20 protein-coding genes and 11 tRNA genes are annotated in these 17,910 nt (G+C 46.7%); 29 read left to right on the forward strand and 2 right to left on the reverse strand.

Annotation, left to right across the window (positions count from 1 at the left end; all coding sequences use genetic code 11):
• The first annotated feature begins 257 nt into the window (after positions 1 to 257).
• The 3 genes from uvsE to CYJ37_RS24610 all read left to right on the forward strand — a co-directional run bounded on the left by uvsE (position 258) and on the right by CYJ37_RS24610 (position 3,224).
• Positions 258 to 1,226, forward strand: a complete 969-nt coding sequence (uvsE, locus tag CYJ37_RS24600; protein WP_101552650.1) for a UV DNA damage repair endonuclease UvsE — start codon at positions 258 to 260, stop codon at positions 1,224 to 1,226.
• 95 nt (positions 1,227 to 1,321) lie between these two features.
• Positions 1,322 to 1,801 (forward strand): PH domain-containing protein, encoded by a 480-nt coding sequence (locus tag CYJ37_RS24605; RefSeq protein WP_101552651.1) that lies wholly within the window; start codon positions 1,322 to 1,324, stop codon positions 1,799 to 1,801.
• Positions 1,794 to 3,224 carry a PH domain-containing protein gene (locus tag CYJ37_RS24610; protein WP_308302739.1) on the forward strand — a complete coding sequence of 477 codons (1,431 nt, stop codon included), beginning with the start codon at positions 1,794 to 1,796 and terminating at the stop codon, positions 3,222 to 3,224. Before CYJ37_RS24605 ends, CYJ37_RS24610 begins: the two co-directional genes overlap by 8 nt.
• A 39-nt stretch (positions 3,225 to 3,263) precedes the next feature.
• Here the strand turns inward: CYJ37_RS24610 and CYJ37_RS24615 are convergent, their stop codons facing one another.
• Positions 3,264 to 3,854, reverse strand: coding sequence for a rhomboid family intramembrane serine protease (locus CYJ37_RS24615; protein WP_101552655.1), 591 nt, complete (start codon positions 3,852 to 3,854; stop codon positions 3,264 to 3,266).
• A 129-nt stretch (positions 3,855 to 3,983) separates the two neighbouring features.
• Between CYJ37_RS24615 and acpS the strand changes: the two genes are divergently transcribed.
• From acpS to CYJ37_RS24685, 14 genes are all read left to right on the forward strand, one after another.
• A complete protein-coding gene (gene acpS / locus CYJ37_RS24620) occupies positions 3,984 to 4,352 on the forward strand; it encodes a holo-ACP synthase (protein ID WP_101552674.1) in 369 nt (122 codons plus the stop codon).
• Positions 4,353 to 4,564: 212 nt separating this feature from the next.
• Complete coding sequence (locus CYJ37_RS24625) at positions 4,565 to 5,581, forward strand: LolA family protein (protein WP_101552657.1); 1,017 nt, start codon at positions 4,565 to 4,567, stop codon at positions 5,579 to 5,581.
• A 689-nt stretch (positions 5,582 to 6,270) separates the two neighbouring features.
• Entirely contained in the window at positions 6,271 to 7,443 is a 1,173-nt protein-coding gene (gene alr / locus CYJ37_RS24630) for an alanine racemase (protein WP_101552659.1), read from the forward strand.
• Positions 7,444 to 7,653: 210 nt separating this feature from the next.
• Positions 7,654 to 7,935, forward strand: a complete 282-nt coding sequence (locus tag CYJ37_RS24635; RefSeq protein ID WP_009795786.1) for a CopG family ribbon-helix-helix protein — start codon at positions 7,654 to 7,656, stop codon at positions 7,933 to 7,935.
• Between the two features lie 4 nt (positions 7,936 to 7,939).
• Positions 7,940 to 8,290, forward strand: a complete 351-nt coding sequence (ndoA, locus tag CYJ37_RS24640) for a type II toxin-antitoxin system endoribonuclease NdoA (RefSeq protein ID WP_009795787.1) — start codon at positions 7,940 to 7,942, stop codon at positions 8,288 to 8,290.
• Positions 8,291 to 8,699: 409 nt separating this feature from the next.
• Positions 8,700 to 9,533, forward strand: coding sequence for an RsbT co-antagonist protein RsbRA (locus CYJ37_RS24645; RefSeq protein ID WP_101552661.1), 834 nt, complete (start codon positions 8,700 to 8,702; stop codon positions 9,531 to 9,533).
• Positions 9,530 to 9,886: an STAS domain-containing protein gene (locus tag CYJ37_RS24650; protein WP_009795789.1), complete on the forward strand. Its 357-nt coding sequence runs from the start codon at positions 9,530 to 9,532 to the stop codon at positions 9,884 to 9,886. Before CYJ37_RS24645 ends, CYJ37_RS24650 begins: the two co-directional genes overlap by 4 nt.
• 5 nt (positions 9,887 to 9,891) lie before the next feature.
• A complete protein-coding gene (locus CYJ37_RS24655; RefSeq protein ID WP_101552663.1) occupies positions 9,892 to 10,293 on the forward strand; it encodes an anti-sigma regulatory factor in 402 nt (133 codons plus the stop codon).
• Positions 10,294 to 10,304: 11 nt separating this feature from the next.
• Positions 10,305 to 11,315 carry a PP2C family protein-serine/threonine phosphatase gene (locus CYJ37_RS24660; protein WP_101552665.1) on the forward strand — a complete coding sequence of 337 codons (1,011 nt, stop codon included), beginning with the start codon at positions 10,305 to 10,307 and terminating at the stop codon, positions 11,313 to 11,315.
• 61 nt (positions 11,316 to 11,376) lie between these two features.
• Positions 11,377 to 11,709, forward strand: coding sequence for an anti-sigma factor antagonist (locus CYJ37_RS24665; RefSeq protein ID WP_009795792.1), 333 nt, complete (start codon positions 11,377 to 11,379; stop codon positions 11,707 to 11,709).
• On the forward strand, positions 11,706 to 12,179 hold the full coding sequence (rsbW, locus tag CYJ37_RS24670) for an anti-sigma B factor RsbW (protein WP_101552667.1): 474 nt from the start codon (positions 11,706 to 11,708) through the stop codon (positions 12,177 to 12,179). The genes CYJ37_RS24665 and rsbW overlap by 4 nt, the downstream gene beginning before the upstream one ends.
• Positions 12,157 to 12,951 carry an RNA polymerase sigma factor SigB gene (gene sigB / locus CYJ37_RS24675; RefSeq protein WP_009795794.1) on the forward strand — a complete coding sequence of 265 codons (795 nt, stop codon included), beginning with the start codon at positions 12,157 to 12,159 and terminating at the stop codon, positions 12,949 to 12,951. The genes rsbW and sigB overlap by 23 nt, the downstream gene beginning before the upstream one ends.
• The gene (locus tag CYJ37_RS24680; protein WP_009795795.1) at positions 12,948 to 13,544 is read left to right on the forward strand and encodes a PP2C family serine/threonine-protein phosphatase; all 597 of its coding nucleotides are present in this window, start codon (positions 12,948 to 12,950) and stop codon (positions 13,542 to 13,544) included. Before sigB ends, CYJ37_RS24680 begins: the two co-directional genes overlap by 4 nt.
• 118 nt (positions 13,545 to 13,662) lie before the next feature.
• Positions 13,663 to 15,804: a Tex family protein gene (locus tag CYJ37_RS24685; protein ID WP_180827443.1), complete on the forward strand. Its 2,142-nt coding sequence runs from the start codon at positions 13,663 to 13,665 to the stop codon at positions 15,802 to 15,804.
• A 49-nt stretch (positions 15,805 to 15,853) separates the two neighbouring features.
• Here CYJ37_RS24685 and cmpA read toward each other — a convergent pair whose 3' ends face one another.
• Positions 15,854 to 15,967 carry a cortex morphogenetic protein CmpA gene (gene cmpA / locus CYJ37_RS24690; protein ID WP_009795797.1) on the reverse strand — a complete coding sequence of 38 codons (114 nt, stop codon included), beginning with the start codon at positions 15,965 to 15,967 and terminating at the stop codon, positions 15,854 to 15,856.
• A gap of 118 nt (positions 15,968 to 16,085) precedes the next feature.
• Between cmpA and CYJ37_RS24695 the strand changes: the two genes are divergently transcribed.
• The 12 genes from CYJ37_RS24695 to CYJ37_RS24750 all read left to right on the forward strand — a co-directional run bounded on the left by CYJ37_RS24695 (position 16,086) and on the right by CYJ37_RS24750 (position 17,781).
• Positions 16,086 to 16,556, forward strand: coding sequence for a SprT family protein (locus tag CYJ37_RS24695; protein ID WP_009795798.1), 471 nt, complete (start codon positions 16,086 to 16,088; stop codon positions 16,554 to 16,556).
• A gap of 96 nt (positions 16,557 to 16,652) precedes the next feature.
• A tRNA-Asn gene (locus tag CYJ37_RS24700) sits at positions 16,653 to 16,727 on the forward strand.
• A gap of 6 nt (positions 16,728 to 16,733) precedes the next feature.
• Positions 16,734 to 16,824, forward strand: a tRNA-Ser gene (locus CYJ37_RS24705).
• Between the two features lie 21 nt (positions 16,825 to 16,845).
• Positions 16,846 to 16,917 (forward strand) — tRNA-Glu (locus tag CYJ37_RS24710).
• Positions 16,918 to 16,948: 31 nt separating this feature from the next.
• Positions 16,949 to 17,024 (forward strand) — tRNA-Asp (locus tag CYJ37_RS24715).
• An 18-nt stretch (positions 17,025 to 17,042) separates the two neighbouring features.
• A tRNA-Gln gene (locus CYJ37_RS24720) sits at positions 17,043 to 17,117 on the forward strand.
• Positions 17,118 to 17,122: 5 nt separating this feature from the next.
• Positions 17,123 to 17,198, forward strand: a tRNA-Lys gene (locus tag CYJ37_RS24725).
• A gap of 14 nt (positions 17,199 to 17,212) precedes the next feature.
• A tRNA-Leu gene (locus tag CYJ37_RS24730) sits at positions 17,213 to 17,294 on the forward strand.
• Between the two features lie 70 nt (positions 17,295 to 17,364).
• Positions 17,365 to 17,451, forward strand: a tRNA-Leu gene (locus tag CYJ37_RS24735).
• A 74-nt stretch (positions 17,452 to 17,525) separates the two neighbouring features.
• Positions 17,526 to 17,602 (forward strand) — tRNA-Arg (locus CYJ37_RS24740).
• Between the two features lie 7 nt (positions 17,603 to 17,609).
• Positions 17,610 to 17,686 (forward strand) — tRNA-Pro (locus CYJ37_RS24745).
• Positions 17,687 to 17,707: 21 nt separating this feature from the next.
• Positions 17,708 to 17,781, forward strand: a tRNA-Gly gene (locus CYJ37_RS24750).
• Positions 17,782 to 17,910: the final 129 nt, after the last annotated feature.

The raw sequence follows: 17,910 nt of genomic DNA on the forward strand, positions 1-17,910 counted from the left end.
TCCGTACTCCTTTTTGCTGTTTTATTGGATTTTTGGCGTGCGGAGGCCTGTTATTGCCTTATCCATCCCGTTTTCGGGAGTATTCTACATAAAATTTGCTTTTTTCTACATAAAAAGAGATGGATTCTACATAAAAGCAAACTGATTCTACATAAAATACATATATTCCCAAATACCTCATAGAAACTAGCTCCCCTTTTTTTAAAAAAAATTGGCGCATACTAAGCGGGATAAGGATCATTAAAGGGGGTTGCTCATTGACGATCATAAAGCTTGGATATGTGGCGATGAGCGTGCATCTGCAGAATTGCTCGCCTTCGCAGACCATGACCTATAAACAATTTTCCGGCATTAAGGACCGGGAAGCAGCCATCAGGAGGCTTGAGAGGATTGCGATTTCCAATCTGGAAAACTGCCTGCGCCTCCTGAAGCATAATGCTGCCCATGATATTTCTTTCTTCCGGCTCAGCTCCAAGCTGATCCCGCTCGCCAATCATGAGGAGCTGGCTGATTGGAAATACATGAGGCCGCTGAAGCCGGCTCTGCAGGACCTGGCGGACTATATTAAAGACCATAGAATGAGGGTTGATTTTCACCCGGACCATTTTGTCCTCCTGAATGCCCTGAAGCCGGAAATCCTGAATGTGTCGATCAAGACGCTTTCCATGCATAAGGCTTTGCTGAAGGGGATGGGGATTGAACCGGAGCACCGCTGCGTCCTGCATGTTGGCGGGGCTTACAATGACAAGGAGAAGGCGCTGGAGCAGTTCATCCATAACTGGGGGCTGATCCCGGCAGCCATCCAGCAGATGGTCATGCTCGAGAATGATGACACGGCCTTCACATTGGACGATACATTGTATCTGTGCGAAAAGCTTGGCATTCCGCTTGTCTTTGACTATCACCATCATTTGGCCCATTTCGAAAATGAAGACTGGATAAGCAATTGGGAGAGGGTCACCGCGACCTGGAAGCATGCAAAGCTTCCCATCAAGATGCATATATCCAGCCCCCGTTCCGCCAAGGACTTTCGGGCTCACGCTGATTATGTTGATCCGGTGATGTTCATGGACTTCCTGAAGAACATCAATGGGAGCGTACCGGAAATACATTGCATGATTGAAGCGAAAAAGAAGGATGATGCCCTTTTCCAGCTGGCGGACTATCTCCGGAATGAGGCGGGTATGGAAGAGGTGGACCAGGCAGCGTTTAAAATGCAGCAATAATTTCCTCACGGGCTGCCTGAAGTCCTGTATACTGGAAGGTATGAAGCCTGAAGGACGGCTTATATCCTAAAGTGCCTTTTCAGGAGGAATTATTTATGAGCACCGGACCAAAAAAATGGATTTCAAAAAGGGCTCTCCCTGTATGGAGGATATCAGGGGCAATCCATTCAGGCATTTTTGTGCTTGCAATAGGAGGGGCTGCGGCACTTGCCTTTATTTTTGACGGGCCTGGATGGATCATCCCGGCAGCCGTCATCCTGGCATGCGTGTATATGTATTTTTTTATTATACTTTTCCCTTCGCTGAAGTGGAAAAGATGGCGCTATGAGGTGCGGGAGCAGGAGATCGAGCTTCAGCATGGCATATTCATTGTCAAAAGGACGCTGGTCCCGATGGTCAGGGTGCAGCATGTTGATACAAGGCAGGGGCCGATTCTCAGGAAATATGCGCTGGCCACTATCGCTGTGTCTACGGCAGCTACTGTCCATGAGATACCTGCTCTTGATATGGACGAAGCAGAAGAATTGCGCCTCTCCATTTCAAAGCTGGCAAGGGTGGCTGATGAAGATGTCTGAGCCTAAGAGGCTGCATCCGATTTCTGCGGCAGCCAACTTTTTTAAGCAGCTTAAAGAACTTATTGTACCGTTTTTGGTATTCATTGTTTTCGGGTTCAAAAATTCAAACTGGGACCTTTTCTACCTTATTGGCTCTGCAGCCGTTGTCCTCCTTGTACTGGCGGGCGGCATCCTGAAGTGGCTCCGCTTTACCTACCGGGTGGAGGAGGGCGAGCTCCGGATCGAATATGGGGTCTTTGTCCGCAAAAAAAGGTATATCCCCTTTGAAAGGATTCAGAGCCTTGATTTTTCCGAGGGCATCCTGCACCGGCCGTTCGGGCTTGTGAAGGTTAAGGTTGAAACAGCAGGGACGAGCGGGACCCAGGAGGGAGAGGCTACCCTTACAGCCATTACCAAGGCGGAGGCTGCCGCCATCCAGGCTGAGCTTACAGCGGAGAAGGCCGTCGGGGACTTAGAGAAGGAAAAGACCCTCAAAGCCGGGCAAGACATCTATAAGATCTCCCTCGGACAGCTTCTGCTGCTTGCATCCACCTCGGGCGGGGCGGGGGTGGTCATTTCCGCAGTGATTGCTTTTTTCTTTCAGTTTGAAGAGATTATTCCCTATAAAGCTCTTTTTCACCGTTTTGAGCATTTCGCAGAAAATGGCGTGATTTTCATCAGCGGCGCTGTGTTTCTTCTCCTGTTATTGGCATGGATCATTGCTGTCATCGGGACGATGCTGAAGTATGCAGGCTTTACCGTCAGAAGAGAGGAAGATGACCTGGTCATCTCCCGGGGGCTCTTGGAGAAAAAGCAGCTCACGATTCCCCTGCACAGAATACAGGCGCTCCGCTTCAGTGAAAATCCTGCCAGGCAGCCGCTCGGGTTCGGTACTTTATATGTGGAAAGCGCGGGCGGGTCAGCTGTAGATAGGGATAGTGCCAAGGTAATGCTTTTCCCGCTTATCCAGAAAAAAGACTTGCAGGAACTGGTTGGTCGTCATCTTACAGATTATAATGCTGGAATTCAGCTTGCGGGGCTCCCGAAAAGGGCACTGCCCCGGTACCTTTTTAGGGGGCTTCTTGCCGCAGCTTTATTCATTATTGTTCCGCCGGCCATCTTTCGTCCATGGGGATTCCTGTCCCTTTTGCTGCTCCTGCCGGCTGTGGCTTGGCCCTTATTGAAATTCAGGGCGGCGGGGTGGCATATAAGCGGCAGCCAGCTGACACTCCGTTATAGGGCGTTCAGCAAGCATACAGTCTATATGATGAAAAATAAGGTGCAGTCACTCAGCCTGAAGGAAAGCCGCTTTCAAAAACGGAAGCAGCTTGCGACAGTGGAAGCTGCCGTCAAGTCCGGCTCGGGCGGGTCTGGCGGAAAGGCGGCTGACCTGGATATAAGTGATGCAGAACAGATTTACAGATGGTACTCCAGAGAAAAATGACAGCCATAAAGAAAAGCGCCAGCCGGCGCTTTTTTTGCATTATCTATTCCTTTTTAATGAAAGGGCTCCTATAAGAAAACCGGAGATGAATCCGAAGATATGCGCCGAAATATTGATGTTTGGCTGGATGAAGGTCATAATAAGCCCAATGACGGCTATAGTGATGATAATCTGTGAGTTTTCGCGTGACATCAAGTCTTTCCGGAAGTATGCGACCGCTGCAAAGAAGCCAAACAGGCCGAAAATGGCCCCGCTCGAGCCGACATGCGTGTAGGTGAGCGGCTCAAGCAGCAGGGTGGCCACATTGGCAGAGATGCCGGTGATAAGATAGATGCCGGCAAATCTCGCTTTTCCTGCAATACTCTCCAGGGCAGGGCCGAACAGGACAAGGGAAAAGCTGTTAAACAGGACATGGGCAAATCCGCTGTGCATGAACATCGGGGTGGCAAGCCGCCATACCTCGCCTTCCCTTATGAATAAATTGACTCCGGCGAGCCTTTCAAATATGTAGGAATTCGGGAATACAGGCAATACAGTCAGCAAATAGAATAGTATATTCAAAAGCAAAATGATGGAGACAATGGGATAGAAGCGGATGAATTCTTTAAAGCTCTCTGTCCTTGTGAACATAACAGTCCCCTTTCTGTTTTTATCTGTAATGGAAGGTTAATTATACTATAGCTTGAAAGAGCCGGAAATGGCCACTGCTTGTATACTATTGTGTATGCGAGATGCAAACCAATTAGAAGGATGATGCATGTGATTGAAGGGATCGGCATTGATATCGTTGAAATCGAAAGAATCGGCAGGATGGCCAATCGGGCTAAGTTTTCAGAACGTATTCTGACAGAGCGGGAAATGGCTAAATACATCATGCTGAACGAAAAGAGGCAGCTTGAATTCCTTGCAGGCCGGTTTGCGGCAAAGGAAGCTTTTTCAAAGGCTAATGGCACAGGGATAGGAAGCGAGCTGTCTTTTCAGGATATTGAGATATCAAATGACAGCAAAGGGAAGCCATTCTTCAGCAAGCCTGAAAGGGATGGCCTCCATCTTTCCATATCCCACAGCGAAAGCTATGCTGTTGCCCAGGTTGTCATTGAAACCCCGCTGCCGGGAATGCGGTACTAAAAAGCTGTCATAGGCCAAGTCATATTCCCGGAGGTTGTCTCATATATTCATAGTGCGACAGGAGAGACAAGGCTATGCCCCGAATTGCCAGCCGGCATTTTCATGCGGAACCAGCTGTCCGGGCTTGCCCTGTCTCTCCTTCAGAAAGCGGAATGTCTGTATGCAGGCAGGAAGCGCACAATTGATGAAATGAGACAGAAGGGGTTGAAGGAATGAAGAAAAGATTGTTCATGCTTCTCGCCGGGCTTTTGGCCATCTTTGCCTTAACTGCCTGTGGAACTAAATCACAAGAGGATGTGGTGAAGGAGCTTGGCGGAAAAGTGGAGGAACTGAAGGGATATAAAGCAGAAGCGAAAATGACCCTTCAGATGGGAACTGAGCCACAGACTTATGCAATTGAGATCTGGCATAAAAAACCTGATTACTATCGCGTCAGCCTGAAGAATCCTGAAAAGAACCAAAGCCAGATGATCCTCCGCAATGAGGAAGGCGTTTTTGTCCTGACACCGGCCCTCAACAAGAGCTTCAAGTTCCAGAGCGACTGGCCGCAGAACAGCAGCCAGGCATATCTGTATGAGTCCCTGCTGCAGGATATCCTCGAAGATAAAGAGGCGAAATTCAACGCTACTAAGGAACATTATGTTTTTGAAACAAAGACGAGATACCAGAACAACAAGATGCTTCCTTACCAGGAAATCACCCTTGATAAAAAGGATCTTGCCCCCGTGAGCGTCAAGGTTATGGATTCAGACAGAAATCCGCTGGTGACCGTCGACTTCTCCAAGGTTGACTTCAAGGCTGCCCTTGATAAAAAAGATTTCGACACCCAGAAAAATATGACCGGGGCCCAGATTGAGGTTCCAGTCATGGCAGAAGAAGCGGCCAGCGAGGAATTCTCTGTCAAATATCCGCAGGCCGAGCTTGAAAATGTCAGCCTGATCGATGAAAAAGAAATCAGCATGGAGGACGGCAAACGCTTTATCCTGACTTACGGCGGCGACAAGTCCTTTACGCTCATCCAGGAAAAAGCAAATGTCATGCCGGCAAACACCTCCTATACTTCTGAATCAGGGGAGCCGGTAGACCTAGGATTTACAATTGGGGCGATTGACGATAACAAAATCAGCTGGACCCACGGCGGGGTTGAATATATCATCGCATCCAGCGACCTGACAAGGGAAGAAATGGTCATGCTTGCACAATCAGTGCAGGGAGATGCAGTGAAATAATGGAAAGGCAGTTGCCCGGGGACGGGCAGCTGCCTTTTTTGTCATTCGTGTTTCTTGTTGTCCAGGTGCTAGGTGCTCGATTCATAAGCCAATCAGGCCAGAAGGTTAAAGAACAACCTTCCGTCCTGCTCGTATTATGCTTGAGGCCCGCAGGACGCGGGTCATGCAGGCGTTGCCACAGGACGTGGCGTTCTTAGCCTGCGTTCCTTAATTCTAGGCAAGCGCCCTCCGCATTTCGAATTGTCCAGCTCCGGCGGCTAGAGCCTCGAGTCATAAGCCACCCAAGAATTAAAGGCAAAGAACGCCTTTTATTCTTGTGCGTCTTATGCTTGTCGGCTCTGGGCAAGCCGCCTCCGCATTTCGTATTGTCCAGCTCCGGGCGCTAGCCCCTCGAGTCATAAGCCAAGCAGGCCAGAAGGTTAAAGAACAACCTTCCGTCCTGCTCGTCTTATGCTTGTCGGGGCTGAGCAAGCGCCCTCCGCATTTCGTATTGTCCAGCTCCGGCGGCTAAAGCCTCGAGTCATAAGCCACCCAAGAATTAAAGGCAAAGAACGCCTTTTATTCTTGTGCGTCTTATGCTTGTCGGCTCTGGGCAAGCCGCCTCCGCATTTCGGTTGACATTAAGATTCGAGAGTTTGATAATCGTATTTGTATACTTTTTGCACGGAAGGAAAAGGACGTGAGTTGCAATGGATTATCCCACAGGTTTTTACCGGGATACATGGGCTGAAATAAATCTTGATCATATAAAAGAAAATGTGAAATCAATGAAGAAGCTTCTTCCTGGAGATGTGAAGCTCTTTGCTGTGGTAAAAGCAAACGGATACGGGCATGGAGATTTCCAGGCTGCCAGGGCAGCCCTTGAGGCTGGGGCGGACTGCCTGGCTGTTGCCTTTATGGATGAAGCTCTTTCCCTCAGACAGAGGGGAATTGAGGCCCCGATTCTGGTATTAGGTGCCAGCAGGCCTGAAGATGCATCCCTGGCTGCATCTGCGGACATAACCCTGACTGTTTTCCAGGAAAGCTGGCTCGAGAAGGCACTCCCTTGTCTGCAGGGGAAAAGACTGGCTTTTCACGTGAAGCTCGATACCGGAATGGGTCGGATCGGCGTAAGGGAGAAGGACGAGCTGCTTGCCATTGAAAAGCTTGCCGGGCGGGAGGATGCCTTTGAGCTGCAAGGCATCTACACCCACTTTGCAACAGCGGATGAGCTGGACGATTCTTATTTCCAGGAGCAGCTCAGCCGATTCAGGGAAATGCTGTCGTGGCTCGGCGAGGTGCCGGAGATTGTCCATACCAGCAACAGTGCTGCTTCGCTCAGATATCCTGAAGCCCGCTTTAATGCCGTCAGGATGGGAATCAGCATGTACGGCCTCACCCCATCGCCGGAAATTGAGCATGAGCTTCCATTCCCGCTAAAGGAGGCTTTCTCGCTTCATGCCAGGATCGTGCATGTGAAGAAGCTCCAAAAAGGGGATAAAGTCAGCTATGGCGCCACCTATGAAGCAGAAGGCGACGAATGGATAGGTACCCTCCCGATCGGTTATGCCGACGGCTGGATCCGCAGGCTGCAGGGACAGGAAGTGCTGGTGAACGGGAGGAGAGTCCCCATTGTCGGACGGATCTGTATGGATCAATGCATGATACGCCTGCCATACGAGGTGGAGCCTGGAACAGCCGCGACCCTGATAGGTGAGCAGGAAGGCAGTATGATCTCTGTCAATGAAATTGCGGCAAAGCTTGAGACCATTAATTATGAGGTCACCTGCATGATCTCCAGCCGGGTGCCGCGCGTATATAAGCAGAAAGAAATGACTGTGGATCTGAATAACCCGCTTCTTGGCAGGCAGAGCAGGCATTGAGCGGGGGAGATCCCTGCTTATCCCGTTCCAGCTCAGCCATTTCATTCATATTTCAGGAAATAAATGCGTATTAATGCATAAAAGGATATTTTTTTGGCCGATAATACAGAGGAATTGCTGATTAGTCCTTTGCACAGCAGCTGAATAGTGGTAATATAAAAAATGGTAGAGATAAAAAATGGTGTGTAGTGATGGTGGAGGTGTATGTTTGTGTCTGAGTCCAGCGCAACAACAGAGATCATGGTAAAGTTACCGCAGCATCTTTTAACCGAGTTAGAAAGCTTTGTTAAGCAGGAGAATGTCAATCGGAGCGAATTCATTTATCAGGCAACGAAAATGTATTTGCGTGAGCGGAAGAAGAGACAAATTCGTGAGTCGATGAGAAGAGGCTACATGGAAATGGCAAAAATTAATCTGACGATTGCATCTGAGGCATTCCAAGCGGAATATGAGGCAGAACACACAGTTGAACGTCTAGTAAGCGGAGGATAATCCTTTGATTGTCAAACGTGGCGACGTTTATTTTGCAGACCTATCCCCAGTTGTTGGTTCAGAACAAGGCGGCGTACGTCCAGTACTTGTCATCCAAAACGACATCGGGAATCGGTTCAGTCCCACAGTAATAGTTGCAGCCATTACAGCCCAAATTCAAAAAGCTAAGCTGCCTACTCACGTTGAAATTGATGCGAAGCGTTACGGTTTTGAACGAGACTCTGTCATTCTGTTGGAACAAATTCGTACAATTGATAAACAACGCTTAACCGATAAGATAACCCATCTCGATGACGAAATGATGGAAAAAGTGGATGAAGCTTTGCAAATAAGCTTGGGTCTTATTGAATTCTAGTTATAAGCACGCACGCTCTTTCAAGGGTGTCTTTTTATAACACACAGATTCGCTGTGTCTTCCGGAAAACCAAGAGATAAAGGATTTGCTTTATCTCGGGTACATATCAAATTTTAACCTACTTAATATTGTGTATCTGCTGAGGACAAGCATGTGTGTTGCTTGTCTTTTATTATGTCTTTTTTTCACGGGGCAGGAAAGATTGCAAAGGTTTAATCCTCCGGAAAACGGGTATAAATAAAAGTCTTTCTTCTAGTTCCAATACTTAGAGGTTTTATTTGACTGTGCCTAACTGTTATCATTAAATGGTATATATATATATATTTTGTTTACATTTTTAAATTTGGTTTACAAGTGCCGGGTGACTCCATCTTTAGAAATATTTGTATGTTAAAATGGGGAGGATCAAATGGATAAAAAGGTTTTGGATTATATTCAAGCTCGAAAAGATGAGATCTTCAAGGAATGGGTTAGCAGCACGAAGGAAAACGCGGATGAACGGGTGATACGCGTAGTTTCAGACCAGGTTTTTACAGGTACGAGCTATGAGTTCATTGATTTGATCATATCGAATATAAAGGGGACGAATGAGGAGTTCGCCTCCAAGCTGTCCGATTTTGCCGAAAAAGTAGTCAGGCTCGGGTGGCCGCTTAGTTTTGTGACGAAAGGGCTGCAGACCTTCGGTAAGATCGTTTCTGATGGAATGCAGGAGGAAGGGCTGATTACGCCTGAGAACCAGCTGGACATCGTTAAGGATTTTGAGAGCTGGATGACGCCTGTCTCCAATGAAATTGTCGATATGTACTCCTCGACCTGGGAAAGAACCGTCTCCCTGCAGAAAATCGCCCTTCAAGAGCTGTCTGCTCCATTAATCCCTGTTTTTGAAGGTATTACTGTAATGCCCCTGGTGGGCACCATAGATACGGAACGTGCAAAGCAAATCATGGAGAATCTCCTGAATGGAGTGGTCAAACATCGATCTGAAGTGGTTTTAATAGATATAACAGGTGTGCCAGTCGTTGATACAATGGTAGCACATCATATCATCCAGGCAGCAGATGCCGTCCGCCTGGTGGGCGCCAAGTGCATGCTTGTCGGGATCAGGCCTGAAATCGCCCAGACCATCGTGAATCTGGGGATCGACCTGAATCAATTTGCAACGAAGAACACACTGAAAAAGGGAATTGAAGCAGCACTTGAGCTGACTAGCCGTAAAATTGTAGCTGTGGAGGGAGAACAGTGAGAATACCTATATTAAAATTGCATGACTGTCTGCTAGTGTCCATTCAATGGGAGCTTGATGACCAGACAGCACTTCAGTTTCAGGAAGACTTGCTTCATAAGATCCATGAAACAAGTGCAAACGGGGTTGTTATAGACTTAACATCTATTGACTTTATCGATTCTTTTATTGCCAAGGTCCTTGGCGACGTTATAAACATGTCCAAACTGATGGGTGCAAAAGTCGTCATTACCGGTATACAGCCAGCTGTAGCTATTACGCTAATCGAATTAGGCATAGGGTTAGATGATGTCCTTACTGCATTAGATCTAGAAAAAGGTTTGGAGAAACTTCAACAGGAATTGGGGGATTAAACTGTATGGGTATCCAATCCTGCGTAAAAATCATTAATGAATGGGACATCGTAGCAGCACGCCAGCTGGGGCGCAATGTTGCAAAGGAGCTTGGGTTCGGTACAGTGGACCAGGCCCGTATTACGACGGCCATCAGTGAACTGGCCAGGAATATATACTTATATGCCGGTCAAGGTCAAATATGTATAGAGAAAATTTATGACGGCGGCAAAGCGGGATTGCAAATCGTAGCAGTGGACAGCGGCCCTGGAATAAGTGATATGCGCCAAGTCATGGAAGACGGATTCTCTACCTCCGGCGGACTGGGAGCCGGTTTGCCTGGAGTAAAAAGGTTGATGGACGAATTCTACATCAACTCATCGCCCGGAGACGGTACAGATATAAGAGCGACTAAATGGCTTCGTTAGGGGGAGGCATTATGGATTTCCGAGAAATGATGGAATCAAAGTATCGGGATATTCTAGAGAATTATTTAAAAGACCAGTCAGAACAGACTCTGTATCAAGGTCAAAAATTCAGTAGAAAATCCATCGAACATAAAATATCACCAGAGGAAATCATCAGTCTTCACAAAAGTCTTTTGTTTGAAATTTATCCTGAGCTTCCCGAAAATGTACTTCATTCCTTTGATGTACTGCTTGAAGTGATGATCGGCTACGGACTTGCTTACCGTGAGCACCAGAGCTTAAGGCATAAACAGGAAGAATTGAGGTCCGAAATGGAAATTGCCGCGAACGTACAGCAGACTCTGCTCGGCACGAGCGTACCAGCCGTCGATTCCCTTGATATAGGGGCAATCAGCGTTCCGGCAAAACATATGAACGGGGACTATTATCATTTTGTTCAGGATGAGCATAATAACATAAGCATCGCCATTGCCGATGTCATCGGCAAAGGAATTCCAGCAGCCTTGTGCATGTCAATGATCAAATATGCCATGGACAGCCTGCCGGAAAACCGGCATGAGCCAAGCAGTGTGCTTGAGAACCTGAACAGGGTCGTAGAGCAGAATGTCGATCCGAGCATGTTCATTACCATGTTTTACGGAATGTACAATACGGAAAGCCATCTTTTCCATTACGCTTCTGCAGGCCATGAACCGGGTTTCTATTATAATGCCGAAAAGGATGAATTCAGCGAGACGACGGCCAAGGGACTGCTGCTCGGGGTCGATAAGCGGACGAAGTATAAGCAGTTCGAGAAGGAGGTTCATCCCGGGGACATGATTGTGCTCATGTCGGATGGGGTGACTGAGTGCCGTACAGATGAAGGATTCATTGAAAAGGATACGCTGATTGGATATATTCGCAAATACATCCATCTCAGCTCACAGGAGATAGTTACAAATATTTATAAAGAACTTGAAAAGCTTCAGCATTTTCAATTGCGTGATGATTTTACTTTAATAATATTAAAAAGGAATGTTTAGCGTTTCATCGCGCCGGGTATAAGGTAAGAGCAATTGACATGTTAAGAGGTGGGGTCTAGTTATGAATATTACGATAGATTTGAAAGAGAATGATACATTGGTACAAGCTAAAATCAGCGGAGAAATTGATGCATATACAGCTCCGAAGCTAAGAGAATCATTATTCCCGCTTTCCGAAAAAGAGGCAGTTGAAATGGTTGTGGACCTTTCGGAAGTATCTTATATGGACAGTACAGGATTAGGTGTTTTTGTCGGGGTTTTCAAAAATGTACGCTCCAACAATGGCAAGTTTCAGATTGTCGGCCTTTCTGAACGTCTTAAAAGGTTGTTCGAAATTACGGGACTAGCCGATATTATTGACATTAACAGCCAGATTGAGGGTGGGGTACAATGAGTCAACCGTTTGATTATTTAGAGATGAAAATTCCGGCCAAGCCTGAGTTTGTCGGGGTTATCCGGCTGACCTTGTCAGGCATCGCAAGCCGAATGGGATTTTCTTATGATGAAATAGAAGATTTGAAGATCGCGACGAGTGAAGCTTGCACAAACGCTGTGCAGCATGCTTATAAAACGAGTGAAAAAGGTGAAGTGGTTATTGGCTTTGGGCTATATAACGACCGTCTTGAGGTAATGGTGGCTGACAGCGGTAAAAGCTTTGATTTCCAATCTGCACGCGAAGGCATTGGTCCCTATGACCAAACCGATTCTGTTGAATTTTTGCGTGAAGGAGGACTGGGCCTTTACTTGATCGAAACATTGATGGACGAGGTTAGAATCCATCATAAAGAGGGTGTGACGGTCTTTATGACCAAGTACCTGGAAGGAGAGCAGGTGGAGAGGGATGCAGAAACAATCTCAACCTAACCAGAGATCCAAAGAAGAAATTAATGAATTAATCAAAGCCTACCAGGAAAATCAGGATGAAGAAGCCCAGGAAATACTCGTAAGAAACTACAAAGCCCTGGTTGAGACGATTGCCAGGAAGTATTCTAAGGGACGCTCCTACCATGAGGATATTGCACAGGTGGGAATCATCGGCCTGCTGGGAGCCATTCGCCGATATGATGAAACCTTCGGGAAAAGCTTTGAAGCTTTTGCTGTCCCGACGATCATCGGGGAAATCAAGCGATTCCTGCGCGATAAGACATGGAGTGTGCATGTTCCGCGCCGGATCAAGGAATTGGGGCCGAAGATAAAAACAACGGTTGAAGAACTGACAACCCAGCTTCACAGATCGCCGAGGGTTGATGAAATAGCGGATGAAATCGGGGTCTCTGAAGAAGAAGTACTGGAAGCAATGGAAATGGGCAAGAGCTATCAGGCTCTTTCTGTCGATCACTCCATTGAAGCCGACTCTGATGGCGGAACGGTTACCCTTTTAGACATTGTAGGCAATGTGGATGAAGGATTTGAAAAGGTCAATCAGCGTATGGTACTTGAAAGAGTGCTTCATGTTCTGACAGACCGCGAAAAACAAATCATTCAATACACCTATCTGGAGAATATGAGCCAAAAAGATGCCGGCGACAAGCTTGGCATTTCCCAAATGCATGTCTCAAGGCTGCAGAGAAGGGCCATTAAAAAGCTCCAGGAAGCGATCAATGCTGAAAGCAATAACTCGGAGTGCCTTTCATGACGCATATTGTCAAAGATAATCTCGAGGTCCTCGCTCATCAGACAGCAAAAGAAGGAAAGTCCCAATGTGGGGATGGCTATTTTTTTACAGCAACAGAGGAATACTTTGTCTGTGTCCTGGCAGATGGACTGGGAAGCGGCCAATATGCCCATGAAGCATCTTCTGCTGTCATCCAGGTGGTAGAAGAGAACCACCAGGAAGATGTTGATACCCTTATGAAGCTGTGCAATAAGGTACTGGTTCAAAAAAGGGGAGCTGCTGTTTCGGTATTCAAGGTTGATCTTATCAATAAAGAATTTGTATACAGCTGTGTCGGGAATATCAGATTCTTTTTGTATTCAGCAGCAGGCAAATTGACGTATCCGCTCCCAGTAACAGGCTATCTGTCCGGAAGGCCGCAGGTTTTCAATACACAGCGGTTCAATTATGAAGCTAAATCAAAATTTCTCATCCATTCGGATGGCTTTAATATCAGCGGAGTAAAATCGCTGCTAAAAAGTTTTATGCCGATTGATTGTATTGCCGAAGAAATTAAAAGCAAATATTCAAACAGCACTGATGATTCAACCTTTATTATTGGGAGCCTGCTCTAATGAGAGCCGGCTTTTTTTCTTTGTTTGGGAAACTTCAATACATTTGATAAAATAGTGGTAGAAAATCGAAGGTTGTGGGGGATTGAATTTGGAGAAGACTGCACATAAACAGGAAGAGATGTTAAAGCTCGTGTCAGCTGAATTGAAGATAAACAGCAAACAGGTGAAAAGTGTCATCAGCCTGCTCGAGGATGGGAATACGGTTCCTTTTATTGCCCGGTACCGGAAAGAGCAGACTGGTGCATTGGATGAGGTGCAAATCAGGGACATTATGGAGAGATGGCAATACATACAGAATCTTGAACAGCGGAAGGAAGAAGTGCTGCGGACGATAGAGGAACAGGGTAAGCTGACGCCGGAGCTTGCTGCCCAAATCGGAAAAGCGGTCAAACTGCAGGAGGTAGAGGATCTGTACCGCCCTTATAAGCAGAAGCGGAGGACAAAGGCTACCCAGGCGAAGGAAAAAGGGCTTGAGCCGTTTGCAGAGTGGATGCTAGCGTTCACTAAAGAACCGGTTGAAGAGAAAGCGGCTGCATTTATTTCTGAGGAAAAAGGTGTGAATACAGCTGAAGAAGCGATTGCTGGTGCCAGGGATATCATTGCTGAAATGGTCTCTGATGATCCGGAAAGCAGAAAATGGATCAGAAGGGAAACCTTCAAAAGCGGTAAAATTGAAACTTCTGTAAAAGATGCAGACAATGATGAGAAAAAGGTCTATGAAATGTATTACGAATATGAGGAGCCGATCAGTAAAATCGTTCCTCACAGAATACTGGCTGTAAACCGCGGAGAAAAGGAAGATATCCTCAGAACGGCAATCCGGCCGAATATAGATATGATGCAGAGCTATTTGAAGAAAAAATGGATCAAGAATCTTTCCTCCCCCTCTGCTGTACCGGTAAGCGAAGCGATTGAGGATGGGTACAAAAGGCTGATCCAGCCGTCCATCGAGCGGGAAATCCGGAATGAATTGACGGAGAAGGCAGAAGAACAGGCCATCCATATATTCTCGGAGAATTTGAGGAACCTCCTGCTTCAGCCGCCTCTTAAAGGAAAGGTTGTTCTTGGGGTGGATCCTGCGTACCGTACAGGCTGCAAACTGGCAGTTGTTGATGAGACGGGAAAAGTAATGGACATTGGCGTCATATATCCTCATCCGCCGGTCTCTAAAACAAAGGATGCAAAAGAAAAAGTAAAACAAATCATTAAAACTTTCAAAGTCGAGATGGTAGCGATCGGAAACGGTACAGCTTCAAGAGAAACCGAGCAATTCATTGCAGATATCCTAAAAGAACTGAGCGGCGATATTTATTATATTATTGTTAACGAAGCCGGGGCGAGTGTTTATTCAGCATCAGACCTTGCCAGGGAAGAATTTCCGGATTTCCAGGTGGAAGAGCGCAGTGCTGTATCTATCGCCCGCCGCCTGCAGGATCCATTGGCCGAGCTGGTGAAAATTGATCCCAAATCTGTAGGGGTAGGCCAATACCAGCATGATGTATCTCAAAAAAGGCTGAGCGAATCCCTTACATTTGTCGTCGAAACAGCCGTAAACCAGGTCGGCGTTAATGTTAATACGGCTTCATCTTCTCTCTTGCAGTATGTGGCAGGATTATCAAAGACAGTTGCCAATAATATTGTTAAGAAAAGAGAGGAAGAAGGCAAATTCCTATCAAGGGTCCAGCTGAAAAAGATTCCCAGACTGGGAGCCAAAACTTATGAGCAAGCTATCGGCTTTCTGCGCATTGCGGGTGGAAAGGAGCCGCTTGACAGGACGAGTATCCACCCGGAGAGCTACCAGGATGCCGTCAAGCTTCTGTCCAGGCTTGGGTTTAAAACAACTGATATTGGATCAGAAGAGCTGAAAGCAGCACTTGCCGGAATTGATATCAAACAAACAGCGGAAGAGCTTGAAACAGGTGAACTGACGCTCAAGGATATCATTGATGCTCTTAGGAGCCCTGCGAGAGATCCGCGAGATGATCTCGCTAAGCCTATCCTTAAAACAGATGTTTTGAAGCTTGAAGATTTAAAGCCTGGCATGGAGCTTCAGGGAACAGTCAGGAATGTAGTGGATTTTGGTGCTTTTGTCGATATCGGCGTAAAGCAGGACGGGCTTGTCCATATATCAAAGCTGCGAAAACAGTTTGTTAAGCATCCACTGGATGTTGTATCGGTGGGAGATGTGGTGACAGTGTGGGTCGACAGTATTGACAGCCAAAAGGGAAGAGTGGCCCTGACCATGCTTTCTGATCAATAATCAATTACAGGAGGAGGAGTGTCAGTATGCGCTCCCCCTTTTTATTAATTCACTGCAAGTGTTTCTTTCTATAGAAATACCAGCACTGGTTCAGCAATTTAATCTGATATCGGTTTTTCTCCAGGAATGCACGCTGAATCTGATTTTGAAACCATGTAGGCATAGGAACCCTCCTGTAGTAAAATCTGTATATATAGCCTATGCAGGGCAAGGTTGTCACGTGAACCTGCGGTGCTGATAAAACAAAGTAAAAAGGGCATAACTAGAAAGGATACAAAGGAATGAACGATCAAGAACTCCAACTGCTGACCGAAAGGATTTCAAAAGAATATTTTCAAAAGCCATTCCGGCACAAAGCTTATTTTAATCCTCGTTTGCGGACAACCGGAGGCAGATATATTTTAAGCACCCATAATATTGATATAAATAAAAGCTATCTTGATCAGCTGGGAAGAGAAGAGCTGATCGGCATCATCAAGCATGAGTTATGCCATTATCACCTCCATCTGGAGGGGAGGGGATACCAGCATAAAGACAAGGATTTCAGATTGCTGTTAGAACAAGTGGGTGCACCAAGATTTTGCTCTGCTTTACCGGACAGGCCAAAGAGGAAGGCGGCTAAAGTAATTGCCTATACATGCTCAGGCTGCGGCCAGCTCTATAAGAGAAGGCGGTCGATCAATACATCAAAATATGTATGCGGAAAGTGCAGGGGAAGGCTCGTGAAGTCAGGAGAAATCAAGGCAGATTAAGTTTAAATAGTCCTATTAAAACTTTTTCAAAAACATAGTTGACTTTTGGTTTCTGGGTTCTTATAATAGTAAGAGTCGATAAGATGTTAAAGACATTCCGCAGTAGCTCAGTGGTAGAGCATTCGGCTGTTAACCGAACGGTCGCAGGTTCGAGTCCTGCCTGCGGAGCCAATCTATGGGGAAGTACTCAAGTGGCTGAAGAGGCGCCCCTGCTAAGGGTGTAGGTCGGGCAACCGGCGCGAGGGTTCAAATCCCTCCTTCTCCGCCAGATGCAACCTGGTTTTATGATGGCCCCTTGGTCAAGCGGTTAAGACACCGCCCTTTCACGGCGGTAACACGGGTTCGAATCCCGTAGGGGTCACTTGTAATATATTGTTTTCTTTCTTAAAGATGGTCCCGTGGTGTAGCGGTTAACATGCCTGCCTGTCACGCAGGAGATCGCGGGTTCGATTCCCGTCGGGACCGCCATTTTTCTCAAAAAAACATTGGGCTATAGCCAAGCGGTAAGGCAACGGACTTTGACTCCGTCATGCGTTGGTTCGAATCCAGCTAGCCCAGCCATTTTTGAGCCATTAGCTCAGTCGGTAGAGCATCTGACTTTTAATCAGAGGGTCGAAGGTTCGAGTCCTTCATGGCTCACCATTTAATTTCTATATGCGGGTGTGGCGGAATTGGCAGACGCACCAGACTTAGGATCTGGCGCCGCAAGGCGTGGGGGTTCGACTCCCTTCACCCGCATCAGCATTATTTACCAGTTGATATTCACTTAATTACCTGGTATACTAAGTTTTGCTGTCACTTATAATATGCGGTCGTGGCGGAATGGCAGACGCGCTAGGTTGAGGGCCTAGTGGGGGTTAACCCCGTGGAGGTTCAAGTCCTCTCGGCCGCACCAAAAAAACTTATTGACAACCGAAGTTGGTTGTGATAAGATATAAAAGTTGCTTCTAAAAAAGCAAATTAAAATATGCGCCCGTAGCTCAATTGGATAGAGCGTCTGACTACGGATCAGAAGGTTATGGGTTCGACTCCTTTCGGGCGCGCCATATTTTACGGGGAGTAGCTCAGCTTGGTAGAGCACTTGGTTTGGGACCAAGGGGTCGCAGGTTCGAATCCTGTCTTCCCGACCATGAGTATTTTAAGTTTAATATGCGGGTGTAGTTTAATGGTAAAACCTCAGCCTTCCAAGCTGATGTCGTGGGTTCGATTCCCATCACCCGCTCCAATTTAAAGATTGTTCTTTGAAAACTGAACGAACAAAAACGTCAACGTTAATCTTGATTTTTTATCAGAGCTAAATCTTACTCTTATATGGAGAGTTTGATCCTGGCTCAGGACGAACGCTGGCGGCGTG

It is taken from the genome of Bacillus sp. UMB0728, assembly GCF_002858875.1.
Classification (GTDB): domain Bacteria; phylum Bacillota; class Bacilli; order Bacillales; family Cytobacillaceae; genus Bacillus_AB; species Bacillus_AB infantis.